This is a genomic window from Stenotrophomonas aracearum, assembly GCF_031834615.1.
Taxonomy (GTDB): Bacteria; Pseudomonadota; Gammaproteobacteria; order Xanthomonadales; family Xanthomonadaceae; genus Stenotrophomonas; species Stenotrophomonas aracearum.
Window position 1 is genome coordinate 2846108 of the sequence record NZ_CP115543.1, and the last position, 24966, is coordinate 2871073.

Here is a 24966-nt window from a genome sequence, read left to right on the forward strand (position 1 = left end):
CCGACATTCGAACCGGAGGCTCTCGAATCAGTCCAAATACTTCAGGTGGATCAGCGGGTACGGCCTACCCTGCCCGTCTACTTCGGAGCGCCCGGTCCTCCGAAATCCCATCCGCTCGTAGAATCCCACTGCCTGTGCGTTCTGCTCGTTTACGTCAGTCGTCAGTGTCGGATGCAGCGCGATTGCATGGCGCACCAGCGCTGCTCCTACGCCGGTTCCGCGATGGGCTGGATCTACGAACAGCGCCTCCATGTGGCCTTCATCGAGCAGCATGAACGCTACTGGATAGTCGCTGTCATCCGCTGCGATCCACAGCGGTGCATTGGGCAGGAACCCACACACCATGGCGTCGATGGCCTGACGATCTTCGGGCGTCAGGAAGTCATGGGTCGCATCAACGGCGGCACGCCAGATCTCGATGACACGTGCGCCCTCGTCGGGTCGGGAAGGTCGAATGGTGGTCATGGTTGCCCTCTGCAGAATCTGGTCGTGCTGAAACAAAAAAGGGCCCGCACCGATGTGCGAACCCTTGATCGTGTCACCAACAATGGTCGGGACGGCCGGATTTGAACCGACGACCCTCTGCCCCCCAGGCAGATGCGCTACCAGGCTGCGCTACGCCCCGATGTTGCTGGTGTTGTTCCCGCCTTGCAGCGGGCCGACGAGTATAACCGGTTTGGCTTGAAAAAGGTTCAGCGGCGCAGCAGCTGAAGCACTTCTTCCAGTTCCATCCGCGTCTGTTTGATGATCTGGTTGCTCAGTGCCGATTCGTCGCGTGCGCCGGCACCTTCCAGGCGCAGGCGGGCACCGCCGATGGTGTAGCCCTGCTCGTAGAGCAGGCCGCGGATCTGGCGCACCATGAGCACGTCGTGGCGCTGGTAGTAGCGACGGTTGCCACGGCGCTTGGCCGGCTCCAGGCTGGGAAATTCGGTTTCCCAGTAGCGCAGCACGTGCGGCTTTACGTCGCACAGCTCGCTGACTTCACCAATGGTGAAGTAGCGCTTGGCCGGTATCGGCGGGAGTTCGCGGTTACTGCCCGGATCCAGCATATGCCTCTACCCTTTCCTTGAGCTTCTGGCCCGGACGGAAGGTGACCACCGTACGGGCGGAAATCGGAATCTCTTCACCGGTTTTCGGATTGCGGCCCGGGCGCTGGTTCTTGCGCCGCAGGTCGAAATTGCCGAAGCCGGAAAGCTTCACCTGCCGTCCCTGTTCCAATGCTTCACGCAGCACATCGAAGAACGCGTCGACAAATTCCTTGGCCTCGCGCTTGTTCAGACCGACTTCGTCGAACAGCTTTTCGGCCATCTCCGCCTTGGTCAATGCCATTGCCTGCTACCCCCCATGCTGCCCGCTCAACCGCGGATCCGGGCGTGGTGTTCACGCTCCATCGCGGCCACCGCCTCGGTGACCACCGCATCCACGTCGCGGTCCGTCAGAGTGCGCGACTTGTCCTGCAAAATCAAGCCCATAGCGAGACTCTTGAAGCCCGGCTCTACCCCCTGCCCGACGTAACGGTCGAACAGGGTCACCTGCTGCTGCAGCGGGCCGGCCGCCCGGCGCAGGGTGGCTTCCAGGTCGGCCCAGGCCGCAGCCTCCGGGACCAGGAAGGCCAGATCGCGGCGGACCGAGGGGAACCGGGACAGGTCGCTGGCGCGCGGCAGGGCGCGGGCGGCCAGGGCGGCCAGGTCCAGCTCGAAGCCGAACACGTCGGCGTCGATGTCCATGGCCTTGGCCAGGCGCGGGTGGATCTGGCCGATCCAGCCCAGGCTGACCCCGTCACGCAGCACCTCGGCCGAGCGGGCCGGGTGGCCGTACGGGCGGGTCGAGGGCACGAAGCTGAGCACGGCGCCGGAGGCGGCGGCCAGCGATTCCAGGTCGCCCTTGAGGTCATGGAAGTCGACCTTGCGGGTGGCCAGGCCCCACTGTTCCGGGGTGGCGTCGCCGCACACGGCCACGGCCACGCGCTGGGTTTCCAGCGGGGCGGCGCCCTGCCCGGCCTGCGGGTGGAACACGCGGCCCAGTTCGAACAGGCGCACGGTGGGCTGCTGGCGCGCAGCGTTGCGGCCCAGGGTGGCGACCAGGCCCGGCAGCAGCGCCGGGCGCATCACCGCCAGCTCGGCCGACAGCGGGTTGGCCAGGGCCACCACGTTGTCCTGCAGCTGCCAGCTGGCCAGCAGGCCGGCGTCGACGAAGGCGTAATTGATGGTTTCCTGCAGGTCGCGGGCGACCAGCTGGCGACGGGTGCTCAGATCGTCCAGCCGGGTTTCGCTGGGCATGGCGATGCGCGCCGCGCCACCTGGCAGGGTGGTCGGAATGCGCTCGTAGCCGTGGATGCGGGCCAGCTCTTCGATGAGGTCTTCTTCAATGGCGATGTCGAAGCGGCGGCTGGGCGCGGTGACCTGCCAGCCGTCGGCGGCGGCGGCCACGTCCATGCCCAGCGCGCGCAGGATGCGCTCCACGTCGGCGTCGGCGATCTGGATGCCCAGCACCCGGGCGATGCGCGCGCGGCGCAGGCCGATGGTCGCGGTGGCCGGCAGGTCGTCCTGGCGCACGGCCTCGGTGACCGGGGCCGGGGTGCCGCCGGCCAGGTCCAGGACCAGGCGGGTAGCGTATTCGATGGCGGTGCGCGGCAGCGCCGGGTCGACGCCACGCTCGAAGCGGTGGCCGGCGTCGGTGTGCAGGCCCAGCTTGCGGCCGCGGCCCATGATGGCAGCCGGGGCGAAGTGCGCGGCTTCCAGGAACACGGCGGTGGTGTCGTCGGTGACGCGGGTGTCGAAGCCGCCCATCAGGCCGGCCAGGCCGACCGGACGGTCGGCGTCGGTGACCACCAGGAAGCTGTCGTCCAGCGCGGCGTCGCGGCCGTCCAGCAGCTTCAGGGTTTCGCCGGCGCGCGAGCGGCGCACGCCGATGCTGCCCTGCAGGGTGCCCAGGTCATAGGCGTGCATCGGCTGGCCCAGTTCGAGCATCACGTACTGGGTGATGTCGACCAGCAGCGACACCGGGCGCACGCCGCTGCGGCGCAGGCGCTCGGCCATCCACAGCGGGGTGGCGGCGCGCGGGTTCACGCCCTCGATGACGCGGCCCAGGTAACGCGGCGCTTCGGCACCGGCGTTGAGCGCGATATCCAGTTCACGATTGCCGACGGCGGCCACCGGGGCGGCGTTGAACGGCACCACTTCGCTGGCGCACGCGGCGGCCACGTCGAAGGCGATGCCGCGCACGCTGAAGCAGTCGGCGCGGTTGGGGGTCAGCTTGATCTCGACGCTGGCGTCGGGCAGGCCGAGGTATTCGACCAGGGTCTGGCCAACCGGGGCGTCGTCAGGCAGTTCGAACAGGCCGGAAGCATCGCTGTCCAGGCCCAGTTCCTTGGCCGAGCACAGCATGCCGTTGGAATCCACGCCACGCAGCTTGGCGGCCTTGATGGTCATGTCACCAAACTTCGCACCGACCATCGCCAGTGGCGCAACCAGCCCGGCGCGCGCGTTGGGCGCGCCGCACACGATCTGCAGGTGCTCGCCCTGCCCGGCGTCGACCTGGCAGATCTGCAGGCGGTCGGCTTCGGGGTGGCGCTCGGCGGAGATGATGCGCGCGACCACCACGTGGTCGAGGTTCGCACCGAGGTCGGTGACCTCTTCCACTTCCAGCCCGATCGCGGTCAGCACCGCGCTCAGCTCGGCGCGCGAGGCGGTGGTGGGAACGTGGCTGCGCAGCCAGTTTTCAGAGAATTTCATGGTGTCACCCTGGTGGGCCGGCGCAAGCGCCAGGCCGTGATTACGCGAATTGCTTGAGGAACCGCACGTCGTTTTCGAAGAACGCGCGCAGGTCGTTCACGCCGTAACGCAGCATGGCGAAACGCTCCACGCCCAGGCCGAAGGCGAAGCCGGTGTAGCGTTCCGGATCGATGCCGACGTTGCGCAGCACGTTCGGGTGCACCATGCCGCAGCCAAGCACTTCCAGCCAGCGGGTGCTGCCGTCGGGCTGCTGCCAGGCGATGTCAACTTCCGCGCCGGGTTCCACGAACGGGAAGTAGCTGGGGCGGAAGCGCATTTCGAAGTCGCGCTCGAAGAACGCGCGCACGAACTCGGACAAGGTGCCCTTGAGGTCGGCGAAGGTCGAATGTTCGTCCACCAGCAGGCCTTCCACCTGGTGGAACATCGGCGAATGGGTCTGGTCGCTGTCGCTGCGATAGACCTTGCCGGCGGCGATCATGCGCAGCGGCGGCGCGTGGTCGCCCATGTAGCGCACCTGCACACCGGAGGTATGCGTGCGCAGCAGGCGGCCGTCGCCGAAATAGAAGGTGTCGTGCATCGCGCGCGCCGGGTGGTGCGGCGGGAAATTCAGCGCTTCGAAGTTGTGCCAGTCGTCTTCGATTTCCGGGCCCTCGGACAGCTCGTAGCCGAGGCGGCCGAAGATCTCGGTGATGCGTTCCAGGGTACGGGTCACCGGGTGCAGGCCACCGCGCTCGGCGGCACGGCCCGGCAGGGTGATGTCGATCGCTTCGGCGGCCAGGCGCGCGTCGAGCGCAGCGTCTTCCAGCACGGCCTTGCGCTCGCCCAACGCGGTGGTCAGCGCGTCGCGCGCCTGGTTGATGGCTTCGCCGGCGGCCTTGCGCGCGTCGGCAGGCAGCGCACCGAGCTGCTTGAGCTGGGCGGTGATGCTGCCGCTCTTGCCGAGCAGGGCCACGCGCAGCGCTTCAAGCGCATCGGGGCTCTGTGCGGCGGCCACGTCGGCCAGCGCCTGGGTGGTCAGGGATTGGATGTCACTCATGGATAGCCAGGACCTCGCGTCGGTCTGCCTTCGCGATGCGCGCCGGGCCGACTCCCGGCGGCACAAAAAAGAATGGGGAAGGACTTGCGCCCTTCCCCATGCATTGCCTTACCCGCAGCCGTTGCGTTTGCACGGCAACGGCGGGGAATGGACTTATGCCGCCAGCGCGCCCTTGGCCTTTTCGGCCAGTGCAGCAAAACCGGCTGCGTCGTGCACGGCGATATCGGCCAGGACCTTACGGTCCAGGGTGATACCTGCCTTCAGCAGGCCGTTCATGAAACGGCTGTAGCTCAGACCGTTGATGCGGGCAGCCGCGTTGATGCGGGTGATCCACAGCGAGCGGAAATTACGCTTCTTCTGCTTACGACCGATGTAGGCGTACTGCTGTGCCTTGATGACGGCCTGCTTGGCAACGCGGAAGACCTTGCGGCGTGCGTTGTAGTAACCCTTGGCAAGGGTCAGGATTTTCTTGTGGCGGCGACGCGCCTGTACACCACGCTTTACTCGAGCCATGGTTCAGTCCTCAGAGGTAGGGAAGCATACGAGTCAAACGGCCTGCGTCTTCTGCACGAACATGGTTCGTCTGACGCAGATTGCGCTTCCGCTTGGTCGACTTCTTGGTGAGGATGTGGCTGCGGTTGGCGTGGCCAGCCTTGAACTTGCCGGAGGCGGTCTTGCGGAAACGCTTGGCCGCCGCCCGGTTGGTCTTGATCTTGGGCATTGCAATGTCCTTGATGATGTTTTTTTTACTGACCAGGGCGGTGGCGATGCCACACTTTCCGTCCGTGCCCTTGCCTGCTTTTAAGCCCGGATTCCCCTCTGGGAACCGGGCGGGTCCTTCACCCCGCAATACGGGGCCGCCCATTATGCCAGCGACCGGAGCCGGTTGCAAATGGTTGATTGGGCGGGGGTAAATCGGTCGTTTTGCCTGAACGGCAGCCGGGCAGAGCCCGGCTCTACGTCCGCAGGTTATTTCTTTTTCGGCGCGATCATCATGACCATCTGCCGGCCTTCCAGGCGCGGACGGGACTCGATCACGATGTCCTCGCCCAGATCGGCTTCGATCCGGTTGGCCATTTCGCGACCCAGTTCCTGATGGCTCATTTCACGGCCACGGAAGCGGATGTTCACCTTGATCTTGTCACCGTCTTCCAGGAACCCGCGCATCTTGCGCAGCTTGATCTGGTAGTCGCCTTCGTCGGTGACCGGGCGGAACTTCACTTCCTTGATTTCGACCTGCTTGGTCTTCTTCTTGGCCTCATTGGCCTTTTTCTGCGCTTCGAACTTGAACTTGCCGAAGTCCATGATCTTGCAGACCGGCGGATCGGCCTGCGGCTGGATCTCGACCAGGTCCAGGCCTTCGTCTTCGGCCATCGACAGCGCTTCGTCGCGCGACAACACGCCAATCATTTCACCGTCGCTGCCGATCACGCGTACGCGCGGCACCCGGATTTCCTGATTCTTGCGGTTCTGTTTGTTGTCAGGGGTACTGATATTGCAATCTCCCAGAGGAATCAAACCGGCCCATGACGGATCATCCGCGGGGCCGGGACTGTCTTACACGTACTGTTCTGCCTGCAACCGCTCGATGAAGGCCTGGACGGACATGCTGCCCAGATCCTCGCCCGAGCGCGTACGCACGGCTACGGCGCCATTTTCCTTCTCACGGTCGCCCACCACCAGCAGATACGGGACCCGCTGCAGCGTATGCTCGCGAATCTTATAACCGATCTTCTCGTTGCGCAAATCGGCCGTTACCCGGAGGCCTTGATCTGCAAGGGTTTTCCTGACCCCTTCAACGTATTCAGCCTGGGCGTCGGTGATATTGGCCACCACCGCCTGGACCGGGGCCAGCCAGGCCGGGAAGTGGCCGGCATGGTGCTCGATCAGGATGCCCAGGAAGCGCTCCATGGAGCCCACGATGGCCCGGTGCAGCATGACCGGGTGCTTCTTCTGGCTGGCTTCGTCCACGTACTCGGCGCCGAGGCGGCCGGGCATCATGAAGTCGACCTGCATGGTGCCCAGCTGCCAGGTGCGGCCGATGGCGTCCTTCAGGTGGTACTCGATCTTCGGGCCGTAGAAGGCGCCCTCGCCCGGCAGCTCCTGCCACTCCACGCCGCAGCTGGACAGCGCCGAGCGCAGCGCGGTTTCGGCCTTGTCCCAGGTGGCGTCGTCGCCCAGGCGCGATTCGGGGCGCAGCGCGATCTTGATCTGGATTTCCTCGAAGCCGAAGTGCTGGTACACCGCCAGCGCCTGCTGGTGGAAGGCGGTCACTTCCGATTCGATCTGCGCCTCGGTGCAGAACACGTGGCCGTCGTCCTGGGTGAAGCCGCGCACGCGCAGGATGCCGTGCAGCGCGCCCGAGGGCTCGTTGCGGTGGCAGGAACCGAACTCACCGTAGCGGATCGGCAGGTCGCGGTAGCTGTGCAGGCCCTGGTTGAACACCTGCACGTGGCCCGGGCAGTTCATCGGCTTGACCGCGTAGGTGCGCTTCTCCGACTCGGTGAAGAACATGTTGTCCTGGTAGTTGTCCCAGTGGCCGGACTTCTTCCACAGGCTCACGTCCAGGATCTGCGGGCAGCGCACTTCGCCGTAGCCGCTCTTCTGGTAGACCTTGCGCATGTACTGCTCGACCACCTGCCACAGCGCCCAGCCCTTGGGGTGCCAGAACACCAGGCCGGGAGCCTCTTCCTGCAGGTGGAACAGGTCCTGCTGCTTGCCGATGCGGCGGTGGTCGCGCATTTCGGCTTCTTCGACGCGCTTGATATACGCCTCGAGCTGCTTCTTGTCGGCCCAGGCGGTGCCGTAGACGCGCTGCAGCTGCTCGTTCTGCGCGTCGCCGCGCCAGTAGGCGCCGGAGATGCGGGTCAGCTTGAAGGCCTTCAGGAAGCGCGTGTTGGGCACGTGCGGGCCGCGGCACATGTCCACGTATTCCTGGTGGTAGTACATGCCCATGGCCTGGATCTCAGGCGACATGTCTTCGATCAGGCGCAGTTTGTAGTCTTCGCCACGGCTCTTGAAGATCTCCACCACCTCGGCACGCGGGGTCAGCTTCTTGACCACGTCGTAGTCCTGCGCGATCAGCTCGGCCATGCGCTTTTCGATGGCGGCCATGTCGTCCGGGGTGAACGGGCGCTCGGAGAAGATGTCGTAGTAGAAGCCTTCGGCGATGACCGGGCCGATCACCATCTTCACGTCCGGGTACAGCTGCTTGACCGCATGGCCGAGCAGGTGGGCGCAGGAGTGGCGGATGATTTCCACGCCCTCCTCGTCCTTGGCGGTGATGATGCGCAGGCTGGCGTCGTGGTCGATCACGTCGCTGGCATCGACCAGGGTGCCGTCGACGGCACCGGCGATGGTGGCCTTGGCCAGGCCGGCGCCGATCGACTGGGCGACGTCCATGACACTGACAGGGTTTTCGAACTCACGGCGGCTGCCGTCGGGAAGCGTGATCGCGATCATGGCTGGGTTTCGTGCTTGATTCGGATAAAAGAAAAGCGCCACGAGGGCGCCTGGGCAAGGAGCCGTCGGGAGCGTCAGCAGTGGGCGGTGGTAGTGCTCATGTCGCACGCTGGGCCGGCGCTGGGCGCGGGTCACCTTGGTACCAGGAGAAATGGATGGGGTCGATCTTAAACCAAAGCAGGGTCCCCCGGTAGCGCCGGCCGTTGGCCGGCCCATGGAGTGTGTCCGGCGCTCATGCGGGCCAACGGCCGGCGCTACCGGGGAGGACGGGATTGCGGGGAGCCGGCCGGCGGCCGGCACTACCGGTTGCGAACGGCAATGATTACCATGCGCACTTTGCAGCGCAACGGATGCGCGCCCCTCGCACTCGGCTTCCGCATGCCCTTCACGCTTGCCACCCTTTATTGCCTCCTGGCCGGTACCGCCTCGGCGTTCTCTGCGCTGGCCTTCTACGCAGCCTCGCCACACTGCCGCTGGCCGCGCCTGCGTCGTGCCGCGCGACTGGGCCGCCAGCTCGGCCTGGTCGCGGCAGCCACCTCGCTGTGGCTCTGGATGGGCCAGCTCGGCCTGGCCACCGGCCTGTGCGTCACGCTGGGGATCTGGATGCTGACCGCGCTGGTGCTGCCCTACCTGGCGGCGTGGACGCGCCCCGACGCGGAGGCGCGACGCTGATGTGGGCTCGTGCGCTTGCCGGCCTGCTGGCCGGCTTCTTCGTGGCGGCCGCGGCTGCCGGGCTGATCACCTGGCTGCCGCCGGGTCCGTGGCAGTCGGTGATCGTGCCCAGCATGGTCGCCTTCATTCCGTTGTGGATGCTGGCCGCGCTGTGGGCATTCGCGTTCCGCACCGGGCTGCGCGCGTGGCTGTGGCTCGGTGCCAGCGCCGCGTTCGGCTTCGGCCTGCTGTGGCTGCTGCGCCACTTCGATTGGGTGCAGTGAGGTCTATTCGATGAAATTCAGTTCGCTCACCCTGCGCACCTTCACCACGCTGCACACCTGGGTCGGCCTGGTGGCCGGCTTTGCGCTGTTCGTGGCGTTCTATGCCGGTGCGATCACGGTGTTCCACCACGACCTGCCGCTATGGCAGTCGCCGCAGGGCATGGACCAGCCGGCGCAGACCCTGGACGACGCCCAGCGCCTGCTCGATGGTGTGCTGGCCAGGCATCCGGACGCGCGCAAGCACATCGGCATGACCTTCCCGGGCGCGGAGACGCCGCAGTCCATCGCGTACTGGCAGGACGCCAAGGGCACCTGGCTGTTCGCCTGGGCCGACCACGTGGACGGCAGCCCTACCCCGCCGCAGGCCGGGTTGGCCGAGCTGGTCAATGAACTCCACTACACGCTGGGCCTGCCGGTGGCGGGCATCTACCTGATGGGCGTGGTCAGCCTGCTGTACGGGCTGGCGCTGCTGTCCGGTCTGGTGATCCACCTGCCCAAGCTGGTCGGCGACCTGTTCGCGCTGCGGCCGGGCCGCAACCTGAAACAGATGTGGCAGGACGCGCACAACGTGATCGGCGTGCTGAGCCTGCCGTTCCACCTGCTGTTCGCGGTGACCGGTGCGCTGCTGTGCCTGATGTTCCTGCAGATGGCCGCGCTCAACCCGCTGATCTACGACGGCAAGCTGCTGGCGGCGATTCCCGGTGCGACCGATACCGCACCGATCCGCGCGCCGGCCAACGAGCCGGTGCGTGCCGGCAGCCTGGCGATGCTGCATGCGCGCTCGATCGCGGTGGCCAACGAGATGGGCCAGCAGCGCTTCGAGCCGGCCTACCTGAAACTGGCCAATGCCGGCGATGCCAACGCGGTGATCGAGATCACCGGCGACGGTGGCGTGTCGCTGGGCCCGCTGGGCGCGGTGGCGATGGACGCCAACACCGGCGAGGTGCTGCACACCCAGCTGCCGGGCCAGCGCGACGCCAACCATGCGACGCTGGCGGCAGCCTATGCGCTGCACTTCGGCGAGTTCGGCAACGGACTGGTGCCGTGGCTGTACTTCGTGCTCGGGCTGGGCGGTGCGTTCCTGTTCTATTCTGGCAACCTGCTGTGGATCGAGTCGCGCCGCAAGCGCCGCCAGGTCGAGCAGGGCCGCGCGCAGGTGAACATGGCGCGGGCTACGGTGGGGGTGTGCATCGGGCTGTGCGTGGCGGTGTCGGCCGCGTTCGTGAGCGTGCAGCTGCTGGAGCACCTGGCACCCGCGCATGCCGACGCTGGCATGCGCTGGACCTGTTTCCTGGTCTGGGGCGGTTGCGCCCTGTGGGCGGCGCTGCGTGCGCCGTCCAAGGCCGCTGTGGAGCTGCTGTGGGCGGCGGCGGTGGTCACCGCATTGATCCCGGTGGTGCACGGGGCAATGAGCGGGCTGTGGCTGTGGACCAGTGCCGCGCACGGCTATTGGCCGTTGTTCTGGGTGGATGGTGTGGCGCTGGCGATGGCGATTGGATTCGCCGCGATGGCACGCGCCTCGCAACGCCGTGCGATGCACGGCGACCCGAACAGCGTGTGGGCCCACGCGCGGTAGAGCCACGCCTTGCGTGGCTGAACCTCCCGCCGAAAAGCAGCCACGCAGGGCGTGGCTCTACCGGAAAGGAGCCACCATTGCGTTGAGCAGGCTGGCCTGGTCGTCGTCACCGGTCAGCTCCCAGGTCAACACACCGCGCAGCTTCTGCTCCTTGGCGAAATCGGCGCGGATGCCGATCGACTGCGGGTCTTCGTAACTGATGAACACCTTCTGCGCCGGGTTGTACAACCACGGGGTCTGCGCGACCGGGTGCCAGTGCCGCTGCCAGCCGGGCTTGCCGAGGAATTCGGCCTTGATGCGGCGCCAGTCGCCTGCGTCGAACGGTGCGCTATAGGGCTGGTACAAGCCGTCGGCGCTTTCGCCGGTCACGTTGAAACCACGCCCATAGAACGGCACGCCCAGCACCAGCTTGTCGGCCGGCACGCCGTGGTCGCGGTAGAACTGCACCGCGCCTTCCACGTTGTTCCAGCGGCGCTGTTCCTTCGCCAGCGGGTCCTGCGGCACTTCGCGCAGCGGCGCGTTGAAGGTGGAGACCTTCGAGAAGCCGGTACCCATGTCGTAGCTCATCAGGTTGATGAAATCGAGCTGCGCGCCCAGCGCCTTCAACTCATAGCTCAGCGCCGGGTCGTAGGGCCCGTCGGTCTGCACGCGGCCGGCCGGGAGTGCGGCGGTCAGCAGGCGGTGCGGGCCCTTGCCGCCGTCCAACGCGTCCAGCTGGCGGCGGAACTCCTGCACCAGCAGGGTCATGTTGTGGCGGTCTTCGGGACGGTCGGTGATTTCCAACGGGCCGCCGGAGACCGGGAACTCCCAGTCGATATCCACGCCGTCGAAACTGCCGCGATGCTGCTCGAAGAACATCGCCACGCACGAGCGCACGAAACGCTCGCGGCTTTCCGGGGTGAGCGCCGCATCGGAGAAACCGCCGGCGTTCCAGCCGCCGATGGAGATCATGCTGTGCAGCTGCGGGTGCGCGCGCTTGAGCTCGGCCAGCGCCTTGAAGTGTTCCGGTGCGGCGGCGTCCACCACGCACCGACCGTCTTCGATGCGGGCGAAGGCGTAGAACAGATGGGTGAGCGTATCGGCCGGGATGCTGGCCACCGGGTAACGTTCGGCCGAACCGCCCGGATAGTAGGCGCCGATCACGGCGTTCGATGCGGGCGCGGCGTGGCTCGAAAGCGGCAGTGCGGCGACGATGGCCGCGCCGAGCAGGGAGACGATGAAACGGGACATGGCAACTCCGTGGACCTGGATGAGGCCAACGGTAGCAAGCCGCGCGGGCGTGTGGCGGGATGTCCTGCGAATCTGTCCGACGGACACGCGTGGGTGCCCTACGGGGGTCCGCGCGGACAAAAAAAACGGGCCGAAGCCCGTTTTTTTCCGAACACGCGGCAGCCGATTATTCGGCCGAAGCGCCTTCGCCTTCTTCGACGGCCTTCATCGACAGGCGGATACGGCCCTGCTTGTCGACTTCCAGCACCTTGACCTTGACCACGTCGCCTTCCTTCAGCTTGTCGCCGACCTTCTCGACGCGCTCGCTGGAGATCTGCGAGACGTGCACCAGGCCGTCCTTGCCCGGCAGGATGGTCACGAACGCACCGAAGTCCATGATCTTGGCGACCTTGCCTTCGTAGATGCGACCCGGCTCGACGTCCGAGGTGATCTGCTCGATGCGGGCCTTGGCAGCCTGCGCGGCAATGGCGTTGACCGAAGCGATGACGATGGTGCCGTCGTCCTGGATGTCGATCTGGGTGCCGGTTTCCTTGGTGATGGCCTGGATGGTGGAACCACCCTTGCCGATCACTTCGCGGATCTTGTCCGGGTGGATCTTGATGGTCAGCAGGCGCGGCGCGTAGTCCGACAGCTCTTCGCGCGGGGCGGTCAGGCCGTGGGCCATTTCACCCAGGATGTGCAGACGGCCAGCCTTGGCCTGCTGCAGTGCCTGCTTCATGATCTCTTCGGTGATGCCTTCGATCTTGATGTCCATCTGCAGGGCGGAGATGCCCTCAGCGGTACCGGCCACCTTGAAGTCCATGTCGCCCAGGTGGTCTTCGTCACCCAGGATGTCGGACAGGACGACGAAGCGATCGCCTTCCTTGACCAGGCCCATGGCGATACCGGCGACCGGCGACTTGACCGGCACGCCGGCGTCCATCAGGGCCAGCGAGGAACCGCAGACCGAGGCCATCGACGAGGAACCGTTCGACTCGGTGATTTCCGAGACCACGCGGATGGTGTACGGGAAGGCTTCCAGCGACGGCATCACTGCCAGCACGCCGCGCTTGGCGAGGCGGCCGTGGCCGATTTCGCGACGCTTCGGGCCCATCATGCGGCCGGTCTCACCGACCGAGTACGGCGGGAAGTTGTAATGGAACAGGAAGTTGTCCTTGTACTCGCCCGAGACGGCGTCGATCACCTGGCCGTCGCGTGCGGTGCCCAGGGTGATGGTGACGATGGCCTGGGTTTCACCGCGGGTGAACAGCGAGGAACCGTGGACGCGCGGCAGGATGCCGGTCTTCACGGCGATCGGGCGGACGGTGTCCAGCGCACGGCCGTCGATGCGGACCTTGGTGTCCAGCACCGAGTTACGCATGGTGCTGTATTCCAGCTCGCCGAATTCCTTCGACAGTTCGGCCGGGTTCCAGCCGTCGGCGGCAACGCGGCCGGCCAGCGACTCGGTCACGTCCTTCTTGATCGCCGAGATGGCGTCACGGCGCTGCAGCTTGTCGCGCACCTGGAAGGCTTCGCCCAGGCGCGGGCCGATGGCTTCCTGCAGGGCGCTGATCAGGGCGTCGTTCTTGGCCGGGGCAACCCAGGTCGACGGCTTGGTGCCGGCTTCCACGGTCAGCTCGTTGATGGCGTTGATGACCTTCTGCATTTCGCGGTGACCGAAGGTCACGGCGCCCAGCATCACGTCTTCGGACAGCAGCGCGGCTTCGGATTCGACCATCAGCACGGCGTTGGCGGTACCGGCCACGACCAGTTCCAGCTCCGAATCCTTCAGTTCGGTCACGGTCGGGTTGAGGATGTACTCACCGTTCTTGTAACCGACCTTGGCGGCGGCGATCGGGCCCTTGAACGGGGTGCCGGCCAGCGACAGGGCGGCCGAAGCACCGATCAGCGCCGGGATGTCGCCGTCGATGTCCGGGTTCAGCGACATCACCGTGGCGATGATCTGAACTTCGTTCTTGTAGTCTTCCGGGAACAGCGGACGGATCGGGCGATCGATCAGGCGCGAAATCAGCGTCTCTTTTTCGGTCGCGCGGCCTTCGCGCTTGAAGAAGCCACCCGGGATGCGGCCACCGGCGTAGAACTTCTCCTGATAGTCACAGGTCAGCGGGAAGAAGTCCTGGCCCTCACGCGCGCTCTTGGCAGCCACGGCGGAGACCAGCAGCACGGTGTCGTCGAACTTGACGATGACGGCGCCACCGGCCTGACGGGCGATTTCGCCGGTTTCAAGCGTGACGGTGTGCTTGCCGTACTGGAAGGTTTTGGTGATTTTTGCCACGGGGGATGTCCTTGGGATGATGCTGTCTTCGAATGGACCGCAGGCGACCCTTGCCGCCGACGGGTGACCGGTAGTCCGGTCCAAGCGATGTATTCGGTACTGCCAAAACAAAACCGCGGCGCATTCCTGCGCCGCGGTCGGGATTCTTGCTTAGCGACGCAGGCCGAGCTTTTCGATCAGGGCCTTGTAACGCGCGCCGTCCTTCTTCTTCAGGTAGTCCAGCAGGCTGCGGCGGCGGTTGACCATCTGCAGCAGGCCACGACGGCTGTGGTGGTCCTTCTTGTGGGCCTTGAAGTGGCCGGTCAGCAGCTCGATGCGGGCGGTCAGCAGGGCGACCTGCACTTCCGGGGAGCCGGTGTCGGCGGCGCTGCGCTTGTTGTCTTCAATGACCTTCTGGGTGTCGATCGACATTGCTTTCTTCTCTTTTAGATGCGTGGCCCGCAGAAACGTCCCATTGACGTACCGCGCGACTCGCCGTTAACGAAATGATGAACCCGCAGATGCGGGCAAGCCTGAAAAGGCCGCGAAATTGTAACGGTCGCGGCCTCCCGGGACAAGCGCCGGGCCGGTCCGGGTCAGAGGTTGAAGCAGCGCTGCGGGGACAGCCGGCCGGTCTCGTCGACCTCGCCAAGCCCCAGGATCGGGCCGTTTGGGCCGTATACGGCGACCGTTCCCGCGCCCCAGGCCGGGTTGCGCAGGCGCTGGCCCACCGAGAACCGGGGCGCCTGTTCAGCATCCAGGTCGACTCGCGGATAGTCCGCCAGGCCGGCCGCCAGCGGCAGCAGCAGGGCTTCCAGGGCGGTTTCGTCGCCCTGCCCGGCCAGCTCGCGCAGCGTGTCCAGGGTCACCATGGGCGCCTCGCGGAACGGGTCCACCCACAGGCGGCGCAGGCCGGCGATGTGGGCGCCGCAGCCCAGGGTTTCGCCCAGGTCGCGGGCCAGGCTGCGGATGTAGGTGCCTGAACCGCAGGTCACCCGCAGCGACAAGCGGGTCGGCTGCTGGTCCAGCACCTCGATGGCGTGGACCTCCACGTCGCGCTCCGGCGCTTCGATGGTCTCGCCCCGGCGCGCCTTCATGTACAGCGGTTCGCCACCTTGCTTGAGGGCGGAATAGATCGGTGCGCGCTGTCGTATCCGGCCCTTCAGGGGCGCCAGTGCGGCCTCGAGCTGCTCACGGCTGATGGCAGGCACGGGGCGTTCCAGCAGCACGCTGCCGTCGGAATCGTCGGTATCGGTGGTCTGGCCCAGCACCACTTCGGCGTCGTAGGCCTTGGCCGAGCCCAGCAGCAGGCCGGCAATCTTGGTGGCCTCGCCGAAGCACAGCGGCAGCAGGCCGGTGGCGAGCGGGTCGAGGCTGCCGGTGTGGCCGCCCTTGTCGGCACGGAACAGGCGGCGTGCCACCTGCAGCGCGGCGTTGGAACTCATGCCGGCGGGCTTGTCGAGCAGCAGGATGCCGTCGAGGCGACGGAAGGTGATTCGGGTCATGGTGGTTCGAATGTGACAACAGCCCTTTCGGGCTGTCGTGGTTGGATCACTTGGCTTCGGTGTCGTTGTCGTCGTCGCCGTCTTCGGCTTCGCGGCTCTTTTCCGCCGCCAACGTATCGGGCAGGTCACGCAGCAGGTTGTCGATGCGCTCGCCACGGTCGACCGAGTCGTCGTAGTGGAAGTGCAGCTCCGGCACGTGGCGCAGTTTCATGGCCTTGGCCAGTTCCATGCGCAGCCCCCAGGCGATTTCCTTCAGCCCCTTCATCGCCTCTTCCGAACGTTCCGGCATGAGGGCGGTGACGAAGATCTTGGCGTGCGCCATGTCGCGCGTGATTTCCACGTCGGACACACTCACCGAAGGCAGGCCGTGTTCACGCACCGCGTTGTGCACGAGCGTACCCAGCTCACGGCGGATCTGGGCGGAAACACGGTCGGTTCGATGGAAGGTTTTGGGCACAGGTTGTCTCTTGGTTCGTGGAGCGCCCGGCCAGCGGCCGGACCTACGGTATCTGTTCGCGGCCCGACCGGGGTCGGGCCGCGCGGGTATTACAGGGTACGCGGCACTTCGATACGCTCGAAGCATTCGATCTGGTCGCCGGCCTTCACGTCGTTGTAAGCCTTCACGCCGATACCGCATTCGGTACCGTTGCGGACTTCTTCCACGTTCTCCTTGAAGCGACGCAGCGATTCCAGCTCGCCTTCGAACACCACCACGCTGTCGCGCAGGACGCGGATCGGCTTGCTGCGCTTGACCGTGCCTTCGATGACCATACAACCGGCCACCGCACCGAACTTGGAGCTGCGGAACACGTCGCGGACCTGGGCGATACCGATGATCTCTTCGCGGATTTCCACGCCGAGCAGACCGGAAGCCACCTGCTTCACCTGGTCGATCACGTCATAGATGATCGAGAAGTAACGCAGGTCCACGCCATTGGATTCGATGATGCGACGCGCCGAAGCGTCCGCACGTACGTTGAAGCCGATGACGGTGGCCTTGGAGGCGACGGCCGAGTTGGCATCCGACTCGGTGATGCCGCCCACGCCGGAGTGGATCACGTTGATGCGGATGTCGTCGTTGGACAGGCCCACCAGGGCCTGGCTCAGCGCCTGCACCGAACCCTGCACGTCGGCCTTGATCACCAGGTTCAGCACCTGCTGGCCATTGCCCTTGCCCAGGGTCGCCATGATGTCTTCCATGCGGCTGCCGGCGGACTGCACCATGCGCGATTCACGGCGCTTGGTTTCGCGCTGCTGCGCGACGTCCTTGGCCAGGCGCTCGTCCTCGACCACGACGAAGTCGTCGCCTGCGTCCGGCACGCCGGACAGGCCCAGCACCTGCACCGGAATCGACGGACCGGCGTGGTCCGGCTGCTTGCCGGTTTCGTCGAACAGCGCGCGCACGCGGCCGTACTGGATGCCGCACACCAGGTAGTCGCCCTTCTTCAGCGAACCCTGCTGCACCAGCACGGTGGCGATCGGGCCACGGCCCTTGTCCAGCGAGGACTCGATGACCACGCCGCTGGCGCGGCCTTCGGCCACGGCCTTCAGTTCCAGCAGTTCGGCCTGGATCGAGATGGCGTCCAGCAGGTTGTCGACGCCCGTGCCCGCCTTGGCCGAGATCTCCACCATCTGGATGTCGCCACCGAAGTCTTCGGCCACGACCTGCTCGGTGAGCAGCTCGTTCTTGACCCGCATCGGGTCGGCGCCGGACTTGTCCATCTTGTTGATCGCCACGATCAGCGGCACACCGGCAGAACGGGCGTGCTGGATCGCTTCCTTGGTCTGCGGCATGACGCCGTCGTCGGCAGCCACCACCAGCACCACGATGTCGGTCAGCTTGGCACCGCGGGCACGCATCGAGGTGAACGCGGCGTGGCCCGGGGTATCCAGGAAGCTGATCACGCCCTTCGGCGTTTCAACGTGGTACGCACCGATGTGCTGGGTGATGCCGCCGGCTTCGCCGGTGGCGACCTTGGTGCGGCGGATGTAGTCCAGCAGCGAGGTCTTGCCGTGGTCGACGTGGCCCATGATGGTGACCACCGGCGGACGTGCAACGGCTACGCCCTGCTCGCCTTCGTTCAACGCCAGCAGCGCGTCTTCGGCGTCGTTGGTGTTGGCACGGGTCACGTTGTGGCCGAGTTCTTCGGTCACCAGCGCCGCGGTGTCATGGTCGATGGTCTGGGTGATGGTGGCCATCACGCCCATCTTGAACAGCGCCTTGACCACGTCGCCGCCCTTCAGGGCCAGCTTCTGGGCCAGGTCGGCCACGGTGATGGTGTCGCCGATGGTGACATCACGCACGATCGGAGCGACCGGACGTTCGAAACCATGGGCACCGCCGCCGCTGCGCGACTGGTTGCTGTCGCGACGACCCGGCTGCGCGCGCCCACCCGGACGACCACGCGTGTTGCTGTTGTTGCCACGGCGCGCACGGTCGGCGGCCGACAGGTGCATCTGGCCGGCGAAGCGGTTGCCACCGTCTTCGTCGCGCTTGGCGCCGGGGCGGTTGTTGTTCGAATTGCGGTCATCGGCACGGCCGGCCGTACGGGCCGGAGCCGGTGCCGACGGACGCGCGGCAGCACGTGCCGGCGCTTCGCTGACGGCCGGGCGCGGTGCAGCCACCGGTGCCGGCGGTGCGTTCTTCGCAGCTTCCGCAGCGGCTTCGGCAGCCTTGCGCTCGGCTTCGGCGCGGTCCTTGGCGTCCTGCTCTTCCTGGCGCTTGCGTGCGATCTCTTCGTCGCGCACGCGGTCCTTTTCGGCCAGCGAGCGCTGCTCGTCCAGATTGCGCTGGCGGGATTCCTCCAGCTTGCGCAGGATGTCGGCGCGCTCCTCATCCGGCGTCATCGCCTTGCCACTGGCGTCCTTGGTGTAGGTGCGCTTCTGGCGCACTTCCACGTTGACGGTGGCCTTGCTGCGGCCGGCGCTGACGGTCACTTCCTGCAACTTGCGACGGTTCAGGGTGATCTTCTTTGCAGCGTCGTCTGCGCTTTCGACGGGCTGCTCGGCCTTGCCATGCGAACGACGAAGGAAGCCCAGGAGCTTCACCTTCTCGGTGCTGGTCACGACCTGGTCGGGACCGCTGAACTTCATGCCGGCTTCGGCAAGCTGTACAAGCAGTTTTTCGACCGGCGTGTTGACCAGTTCGGCAAGCTTGCGGATGGTGGTTTGCTGCGACATTCGGATCCTATGATCTGGTTGGCGCTCCTTCGAAACGGGCGAAGGCAGCGCGGAGTCTAAGCCCTGATCGGGTCAGGGCACTGTTCATCGCTGGCTCATTCGCCGCGCTCCAGGCGGGCGATCTCCTCGGCTCGGGCGGCAAGGATCAGGGCGGCGGCGCGCTCCTGGTCCATGTCTTCGATGCCGAACTCGAGGATCTCGTCGGCGGCCAGGTCCGACAGGTCCTCACTCGTACGCACGCCATGGCCGGCCAGGGCGTAGGCGGTTGCCTCGTCCATGCCTTCCAGGGCGAGCAGGTCTTCAGACGGCGAACCTTCATCCAGACCTTCTTCCACCGCGAGCGCTTCGTTGAGCAGCGCGTCGCGGGCACGGGCACGCAGTTCCTCGACGATGTCTTCGTCGAAGCCTTCCACGGCCAGCAGTTCGCCAACCGGGACGTAGGCGATTTCTTCCACGGTGTTGAAGCCTTCGGTCACCAGGATGGCGGCGATTTCTTCATCCACTTCCAGCTTGTCCATGAACAGCTGGCGGGCAACGCCCTGCTCTGCCTCGGACTTGGCGGTCACCTGGTCCTGGGTCATCACATTCAGCTGCCAACCGGTCAGGCGGCTGGCCAGGCGCACGTTCTGGCCGCCCTTGCCGATCGCCTGGGCCAGGCGTTCTTCCGCCACGGCCAGGTCCATCGAGTGCTTGTCTTCATCGACGATGATCGACTGCACTTCCGCCGGCGCCATCGCATTGATGACGAAGTTGGCGGGGTTGTCGTTCCACAGCACGATGTCCACGCGCTCGCCATTGAGCTCGTTGGACACGGCCTGCACGCGCGAACCGCGCATGCCGATGCAGGCGCCGATCGGATCGGTGCGCGCGTCGTGGGCGAGCACGGCGATCTTGGCGCGGTCGCCCGGGTCGCGTGCACAGGCCTTGATCACGACCAGGCCCTGGCCCACTTCCGGCACTTCCAGCTTGAACAGCTCGATCATGAATTCCGGGGCGGCGCGGCTGATGAACAGCTGCGGACCACGCGGTTCCGAGCGCACTTCGGCCAGGTAACCGCGCACGCGGTCGCCGGCGCGCAGCACGTCGCGCGGAATGCCCTTGTCCTTCGGGATGAAGGCCTCGGCGTTGCCGCCCAGGTCCACATAGATGTTGCCGCGCTCGGCGCGCTTGACCACGCCGGTGACCAGTTCGCCCACGCGGTCCTTCCACGCATCGACCACCTGCTGGCGCTCGGCTTCGCGCACGCGCTGGACGATCACCTGCTTGGCGGCCTGCGCCGCGATGCGGCCGAAGTCCGGGTTTTCGATCTGCTCTTCGATGAAGTCGCCCACTTCCACGCCGTCGGCTTCGTCGATGGCGTCCATCAGGCGCACCTGGCGGTCCGGCGATTCCATGACCACGTCGTCGGCCACCACTTCCCAGCGGCGGAAGGTTTCGTAGGTGCCGTCCTTGTGGTCGATCGACACACGGGCCAGCACTTCCTCATCGGGGTAGCGCTTCTTGGCGGCCGAAGCCAGCGCGGCCTCGATCGCCTCGAAGATCACTTCACGCGGAACGCCCTTTTCATTGGCGACCGCATCCACTACCAGCAGAAGTTCCTTGCTCATTGGCTCACTCCGCGCGCGGCTTCTTGGCCGCGGGCTCGTTGGATGGTTTCTTGTTCGCCTTGCCACCCTGCTTGGGCGCCGGGCCAGTCGGTTTGGTCGGAGCCAGGCCGAGGGCGGCCCAGTCCGGCATGATGCGTGCCTTGTCGATATTCTCGACATCGGCGGTAAACGGGGAATTGTCGACCTTGAAGGTGACCGTATTCTGTTCGGCGTCCACGCCCAGGATTTCGCCCTGCAGGCGACGGCGGCCGTCCTGCGGCAGCTTCAGCACGACCTTGGCCGATTCGCCGATGGCTCGCTCGAACTGCTCGCGGGTGAACAGCGGGCGGTCGACGCCCGGCGAGGAGACTTCCAGCGTGTAATTGGCGCTGATCGGGTCTTCCACGTCCAGCTGGGCCGACACTTCGCGGCTGACCCGCTCGCAGTCGTCGATATTGACCATGCGCTCGGGCTGTTCGGCCAGCGGCACGTCGATATACAGGCGCAGCGTGGCGCCACCCGGGGCGGTCAGGTATTCCACACCCAGCAGCTCGAGACCCAGCGACTGAACGGTGGGGCCGAGCAGATTCGCGATTTCAGTTGCCTTGTCGCTCACAGTCTGCCTTGATTCGTTGAAAGAGGTGCTGCCCCGGCTTGCGCCCTGGGGCCCGGAAACAACAAAGGGCCCGCTGGGCCCCTTGTCCGGAACGACTCCGGTCATGCTGGATGGCCAGCCTTCCGGGGGGTCACGACTACCTGGTGGGAAGTCGCACGGCCCGGAAGCCGGTCGCGGGACGGTCCGCATTCCGGGGAATGGGTCCTGTCAGGTAGTCCGCTAAGCCGTGGATGATAGCGGCTGAACGACCATTTCGCAATGGCCAGGACAGTATCCAGCGCCGTATCTGAACAATCCAATCAGTTCGCGATCGGTAATGCGCAACCAGATTCCACAACGAAAAAAGCGACCTCGTTGCGGAGATCGCTTTTTCGTCTACTGCATCTGCACTGCAGATTTTCTGTGGTAGCGGGGGCAGGATTTGAACCTGCGACCTTCGGGTTATGAGCCCGACGAGCTGCCAGACTGCTCCACCCCGCAGCAGAAGCGGAATTGTAGGGGAGTTTGCCCATGCGTGCAACCCCACGTTGGCGGCGATCGGCTTGGCTGGGGTTGCCACGCAGGGCGTGGCACTACCGGGGGGCTTGCACAGCATGTCCCGGAACGAGAAAGGCGACCCCGTTGCCGGCGTCGCCTTTCTCGTTCCTGCCATCGGCTTGCACCGATGGCTATTTGGTAGCGGGGGCAGGATTTGAACCTGCGACCTTCGGGTTATGAGCCCGACGAGCTGCCAGACTGCTCCACCCCGCAGCAGAAGTGGTTGAGTTGATCTGTTACCGCAACGATGTTCTGGCGAAACCGCTGCATCAACAACTCAGGAAACGAATATTACACCATTCACGCAGTTTTGTATCGCTTTTTATGCGAGATGTGCAAAAGCCTGCTGGCACCAGACCATGATCGGGTTCCACGCGATGCCCAGGGCCAGCAGCGCCAGCGCGTTCACGCCCAGCACCACGCCCAGCACGCGGTCATTGTTGGCCGGCAGCGGCTCGCCCACCGGCTCGTCGAAGTACATGACCTTGATCACGCGCAGGTAGTAGAAGCAGCCGATCACTGCGCAGATCACGCCGAGGATGGCCAGCCACAGCATGCCGCCGTTGATCGCCGCGCTCAGCACCGCCAGCTTGGTCCAGAAGCCCAGGAACGGCGGAATGCCGGCCATCGAGGCCATGATGCACAGGACCAGGCCGGCCATCCACGGGTTGCGGGCGTTCAGGCCCTTCAGGTCGTCGATCTTCTCGGCCTCGAAGCCGTTGCGCGACAGCGCGATGATCGCGCCGAAACCGGCGGTGGACATGATCGCGTAGCTCAGCGCATAGAACAGCGCGGCGGCGTAACCGCGCTCGCCGCCACCGGCAATGCCGAGCAGCAGGAAGCCGATGTGCGAGACGGTCGAATAGGCCAGCATGCGCTTGAGGTTGCTCTGCGCGATCGCCATCAGGTTGCCGACCACCAGCGACAGCGCGGCCAGCCCACCGATCAGGTACTTCCACTCGTCCGACAGCGGGCCGATGCCCATTTCCAGCAGGCGATAGGCCATGCCGAACGCGGCCAGCTTCGGGGCCGAGCTGATGAACAGCGCGATCGGCGCCGGGGCGCCCTGGTACACGTCGGGCAGCCACATGTGGAACGGGGCCGCGCCGAGCTTGAAGGCGACGCCGGCGATCATGAACACCGCGCCGGTCAGCAGCAGCATCTTCTCGTCCGACTGCGGAATGGCCGCGTTGATCGCGTCCAGGTGCAGGGAGCCGGTGGCGCCGTAGATCAGCGACATGCCGTACAGCAGCAGGCCCGAGGCCAGCGAACCCAGCACGATGTACTTCATCGCCGCTTCGGTCGCCAGGCCGTTGTCTCGGTTGCTGGCCACCAGTGCGTAGGAGCACAGCGCCAGCAGTTCCAGGCCCAGGTACACCATCAGCAGGCTGCCGGCCGAAACCAGGATCATCATGCCGGCGGTGGCGAACATCACCAGCACCGGGATTTCGCCCTGGAACAGGTCGCGCTCGCGCAGGTAGCTCCAGCCGTAGATCAGGGTCAGGCCGCTGCACAGCACGACCACGACCTTCATCACATCGGCCGCGGTGTCGCGGACGAACATGCCGTGGAAGACCTCGCCCTGCCCGCCCACGCCCGTGGCGAGCATGAACAGCACGACTGCCAGCGCGGCAACCGAGAACAGGTGGGTCCAGATCTTGTTCTGCTTGCTGATGAACAGGTCGAGGATCATCAGGGCGAACGCACTGCCGATCAGCACCAGCTCCGGAGCGAGCGGCGGCAGGTCAGCGGCGGTCAATGGCAACAGCGGCGAGGTGGTCATCATCAAATCCTGGAATTACAGCAGCTTGCTGGATGCGATCTGCATCGCCAGCTTTGCGATCGAGGGCTCCATCAGGTCGGTCAGCGGCTTGGGGTACAGACCCAGCGCCAGCGTACCGACGGCGAACACGCCCAGCACCAGCCACTCACGGCCGTTGATGTCCTTCAGTTCGGCCACGTGCTTGTTGGCCACTTCACCGAAGAACACGCGCTTGTACAGCCACAGCGTGTAGGCGGCGGTGATCACCAGGGTGGTCGCGGCGCCCAGCGCCAGCCACGGGTTCCGCTGGAAGCTGGCCATGATGATCATGAACTCGCCGACGAAACCGCTGGTGCCCGGCAGGCCTGCATTGGCCATGAAGAACAGCATGGCGAAGGTGGCGAACCACGGCATCACGTTGACCACGCCGCCGTAATCGGCGATGCGGCGGCTGTGCATGCGGTCGTACAGCACGCCCACGCAGGAGAACATCGCGCCGGACACGAAGCCGTGCGAGACCATCTGCACCATGGCGCCCTGCAGGCCCAGGCGGGCCGCGTCGGCATTGCCGGCGTCACGCACCAGCCACAGGGCGATGAAGGTACCCAGGGTGACGAAGCCCATGTGCGCGATCGACGAATAGGCGATCAGCTTCTTCATGTCGTCCTGGACCAGCGCGACCAGGCCGACGTAGATCACCGCGATCAACGACAGCGCGATGACCAGCCAGGCCCAGTCGTGCGAGGCGTCCGGCACGATCGGCAGGTTGAAGCGCAGGAAGCCGTAACCGCCGATCTTCAGCGCGATCGCGGCCAGGATCACCGAACCGGCGGTCGGCGCTTCCACGTGCGCGTCCGGCAGCCAGGTGTGGACCGGGAACATCGGCACCTTGACCGCGAAGGCGATCAGGAAGGCGAAGAAGATCCAGGTCTGCTCCTGGCTGGACAACTGCAGCTGGTACAGGTCGGCGAGCTGGAAGCTGCCGCCCTTCAGGTACAGGTAGATCAGCGCCACCAGCATCAGCACCGAGCCTAGGAAGGTGTACAGGAAGAACTTCAGCGCGGCGTAGATGCGGCGCGGGCCGCCCCAGACACCGATGATCAGGAACATCGGGATCAGCATCGCTTCGAAGAACACGTAGAACAGCATCGCGTCCGTCGCGGCGAAGATGCCCACCGTGACGCCTTCCAGGATCAGGAAGGCCGCCACGTACTGGTTGACCCGCTTGTCGATGGCGCTCCAGGCGCCGATCAGCGCCAGCACCGAGACCAGCGTGGTCAGCAGGATCAGCGCGATGGCAATGCCGTCCACGCCCAGGTTGTAGCCGATGTCGTAGGCCGGGATCCAGGCGCGGGTCTCGACGAACTGCAACGCGTCGTTGGACACGTCGTAGCCGCTGAGCAGCGACAGGCTGATCACGAAGGTCAGCACCGCCACGCCCAGCGACGCCCAACGGGCGGTCTGCGCATCACGGATGGCAAGGATCAGGGCACCGCCGAGGATCGGCAGCCAGATGAGAACACTGAGTAGAGGCCAGTTCGACACGTCTTCTT

General features: G+C 65.7%; 22 protein-coding genes and 3 tRNA genes. 3 read left to right on the forward strand and 22 right to left on the reverse strand.

The window, feature by feature from the left end; genetic code table 11:
* Positions 1 to 27: 27 nt before the first annotated feature.
* From PDM28_RS12980 to thrS, 10 genes are all read right to left on the reverse strand, one after another.
* On the reverse strand, positions 28 to 465 hold the full coding sequence (locus PDM28_RS12980) for an acetyltransferase (RefSeq protein WP_311182350.1): 438 nt from the start codon (positions 463 to 465) through the stop codon (positions 28 to 30).
* 83 nt (positions 466 to 548) lie between these two features.
* A tRNA-Pro gene (locus PDM28_RS12985) sits at positions 549 to 625 on the reverse strand.
* A gap of 67 nt (positions 626 to 692) precedes the next feature.
* Complete coding sequence (locus tag PDM28_RS12990; protein WP_068853353.1) at positions 693 to 1049, reverse strand: MerR family transcriptional regulator; 357 nt, start codon at positions 1047 to 1049, stop codon at positions 693 to 695.
* Positions 1030 to 1329 (reverse strand): integration host factor subunit alpha, encoded by a 300-nt coding sequence (locus tag PDM28_RS12995; RefSeq protein ID WP_005410432.1) that lies wholly within the window; start codon positions 1327 to 1329, stop codon positions 1030 to 1032. Before PDM28_RS12995 ends, PDM28_RS12990 begins: the two co-directional genes overlap by 20 nt.
* A 26-nt stretch (positions 1330 to 1355) precedes the next feature.
* Entirely contained in the window at positions 1356 to 3734 is a 2379-nt protein-coding gene (gene pheT / locus PDM28_RS13000; RefSeq protein ID WP_311182351.1) for a phenylalanine--tRNA ligase subunit beta, read from the reverse strand.
* Between the two features lie 40 nt (positions 3735 to 3774).
* Positions 3775 to 4770 (reverse strand): phenylalanine--tRNA ligase subunit alpha, encoded by a 996-nt coding sequence (gene pheS / locus PDM28_RS13005; protein ID WP_102944553.1) that lies wholly within the window; start codon positions 4768 to 4770, stop codon positions 3775 to 3777.
* A gap of 153 nt (positions 4771 to 4923) precedes the next feature.
* Complete coding sequence (rplT, locus tag PDM28_RS13010) at positions 4924 to 5283, reverse strand: 50S ribosomal protein L20 (RefSeq protein WP_003484828.1); 360 nt, start codon at positions 5281 to 5283, stop codon at positions 4924 to 4926.
* Between the two features lie 10 nt (positions 5284 to 5293).
* Positions 5294 to 5491 carry a 50S ribosomal protein L35 gene (gene rpmI / locus PDM28_RS13015; RefSeq protein WP_102944552.1) on the reverse strand — a complete coding sequence of 66 codons (198 nt, stop codon included), beginning with the start codon at positions 5489 to 5491 and terminating at the stop codon, positions 5294 to 5296.
* A gap of 248 nt (positions 5492 to 5739) precedes the next feature.
* Positions 5740 to 6279, reverse strand: coding sequence for a translation initiation factor IF-3 (gene infC / locus PDM28_RS13020; RefSeq protein WP_172448083.1), 540 nt, complete (start codon positions 6277 to 6279; stop codon positions 5740 to 5742).
* Between the two features lie 48 nt (positions 6280 to 6327).
* Positions 6328 to 8232, reverse strand: coding sequence for a threonine--tRNA ligase (gene thrS, locus PDM28_RS13025; protein ID WP_311182352.1), 1905 nt, complete (start codon positions 8230 to 8232; stop codon positions 6328 to 6330).
* A gap of 378 nt (positions 8233 to 8610) precedes the next feature.
* On the opposite strand from thrS, the gene PDM28_RS13030 reads away from it, so the two are divergent.
* The 3 genes from PDM28_RS13030 to PDM28_RS13040 are packed head-to-tail and all read left to right on the forward strand — an operon-like array spanning position 8611 to position 10743.
* Positions 8611 to 8904 (forward strand): hypothetical protein, encoded by a 294-nt coding sequence (locus PDM28_RS13030; protein ID WP_311182353.1) that lies wholly within the window; start codon positions 8611 to 8613, stop codon positions 8902 to 8904.
* On the forward strand, positions 8904 to 9167 hold the full coding sequence (locus tag PDM28_RS13035; RefSeq protein WP_102944549.1) for a hypothetical protein: 264 nt from the start codon (positions 8904 to 8906) through the stop codon (positions 9165 to 9167). The genes PDM28_RS13030 and PDM28_RS13035 overlap by 1 nt, the downstream gene beginning before the upstream one ends.
* 10 nt (positions 9168 to 9177) lie before the next feature.
* Positions 9178 to 10743: a PepSY-associated TM helix domain-containing protein gene (locus PDM28_RS13040; protein ID WP_311182354.1), complete on the forward strand. Its 1566-nt coding sequence runs from the start codon at positions 9178 to 9180 to the stop codon at positions 10741 to 10743.
* Positions 10744 to 10800: 57 nt separating this feature from the next.
* Here PDM28_RS13040 and PDM28_RS13045 read toward each other — a convergent pair whose 3' ends face one another.
* The 12 genes from PDM28_RS13045 to PDM28_RS13100 all read right to left on the reverse strand — a co-directional run bounded on the left by PDM28_RS13045 (position 10801) and on the right by PDM28_RS13100 (position 24958).
* Complete coding sequence (locus PDM28_RS13045) at positions 10801 to 11973, reverse strand: glycoside hydrolase family 18 protein (RefSeq protein ID WP_311182356.1); 1173 nt, start codon at positions 11971 to 11973, stop codon at positions 10801 to 10803.
* Positions 11974 to 12139: 166 nt separating this feature from the next.
* Positions 12140 to 14248, reverse strand: coding sequence for a polyribonucleotide nucleotidyltransferase (pnp, locus tag PDM28_RS13050; RefSeq protein ID WP_311182357.1), 2109 nt, complete (start codon positions 14246 to 14248; stop codon positions 12140 to 12142).
* 150 nt (positions 14249 to 14398) lie between these two features.
* The gene (gene rpsO, locus PDM28_RS13055; protein ID WP_102944545.1) at positions 14399 to 14659 is read right to left on the reverse strand and encodes a 30S ribosomal protein S15; all 261 of its coding nucleotides are present in this window, start codon (positions 14657 to 14659) and stop codon (positions 14399 to 14401) included.
* A 164-nt stretch (positions 14660 to 14823) separates the two neighbouring features.
* Positions 14824 to 15732, reverse strand: coding sequence for a tRNA pseudouridine(55) synthase TruB (truB, locus tag PDM28_RS13060; protein ID WP_311182358.1), 909 nt, complete (start codon positions 15730 to 15732; stop codon positions 14824 to 14826).
* A gap of 46 nt (positions 15733 to 15778) precedes the next feature.
* A complete protein-coding gene (gene rbfA, locus PDM28_RS13065; RefSeq protein WP_172448063.1) occupies positions 15779 to 16189 on the reverse strand; it encodes a 30S ribosome-binding factor RbfA in 411 nt (136 codons plus the stop codon).
* Positions 16190 to 16278: 89 nt separating this feature from the next.
* Positions 16279 to 18912, reverse strand: a complete 2634-nt coding sequence (gene infB, locus PDM28_RS13070) for a translation initiation factor IF-2 (RefSeq protein WP_311182359.1) — start codon at positions 18910 to 18912, stop codon at positions 16279 to 16281.
* 95 nt (positions 18913 to 19007) lie between these two features.
* The gene (nusA, locus tag PDM28_RS13075) at positions 19008 to 20519 is read right to left on the reverse strand and encodes a transcription termination factor NusA (protein WP_311182360.1); all 1512 of its coding nucleotides are present in this window, start codon (positions 20517 to 20519) and stop codon (positions 19008 to 19010) included.
* Between the two features lie 4 nt (positions 20520 to 20523).
* Positions 20524 to 21114, reverse strand: coding sequence for a ribosome maturation factor RimP (gene rimP, locus PDM28_RS13080; RefSeq protein WP_311182361.1), 591 nt, complete (start codon positions 21112 to 21114; stop codon positions 20524 to 20526).
* Between the two features lie 403 nt (positions 21115 to 21517).
* A tRNA-Met gene (locus tag PDM28_RS13085) sits at positions 21518 to 21594 on the reverse strand.
* A 193-nt stretch (positions 21595 to 21787) separates the two neighbouring features.
* A tRNA-Met gene (locus PDM28_RS13090) sits at positions 21788 to 21864 on the reverse strand.
* Positions 21865 to 21973: 109 nt separating this feature from the next.
* The gene (nuoN, locus tag PDM28_RS13095) at positions 21974 to 23434 is read right to left on the reverse strand and encodes an NADH-quinone oxidoreductase subunit NuoN (protein ID WP_311182362.1); all 1461 of its coding nucleotides are present in this window, start codon (positions 23432 to 23434) and stop codon (positions 21974 to 21976) included.
* Positions 23435 to 23449: 15 nt separating this feature from the next.
* Entirely contained in the window at positions 23450 to 24958 is a 1509-nt protein-coding gene (locus tag PDM28_RS13100) for an NADH-quinone oxidoreductase subunit M (RefSeq protein ID WP_102944533.1), read from the reverse strand.
* Positions 24959 to 24966: the final 8 nt, after the last annotated feature.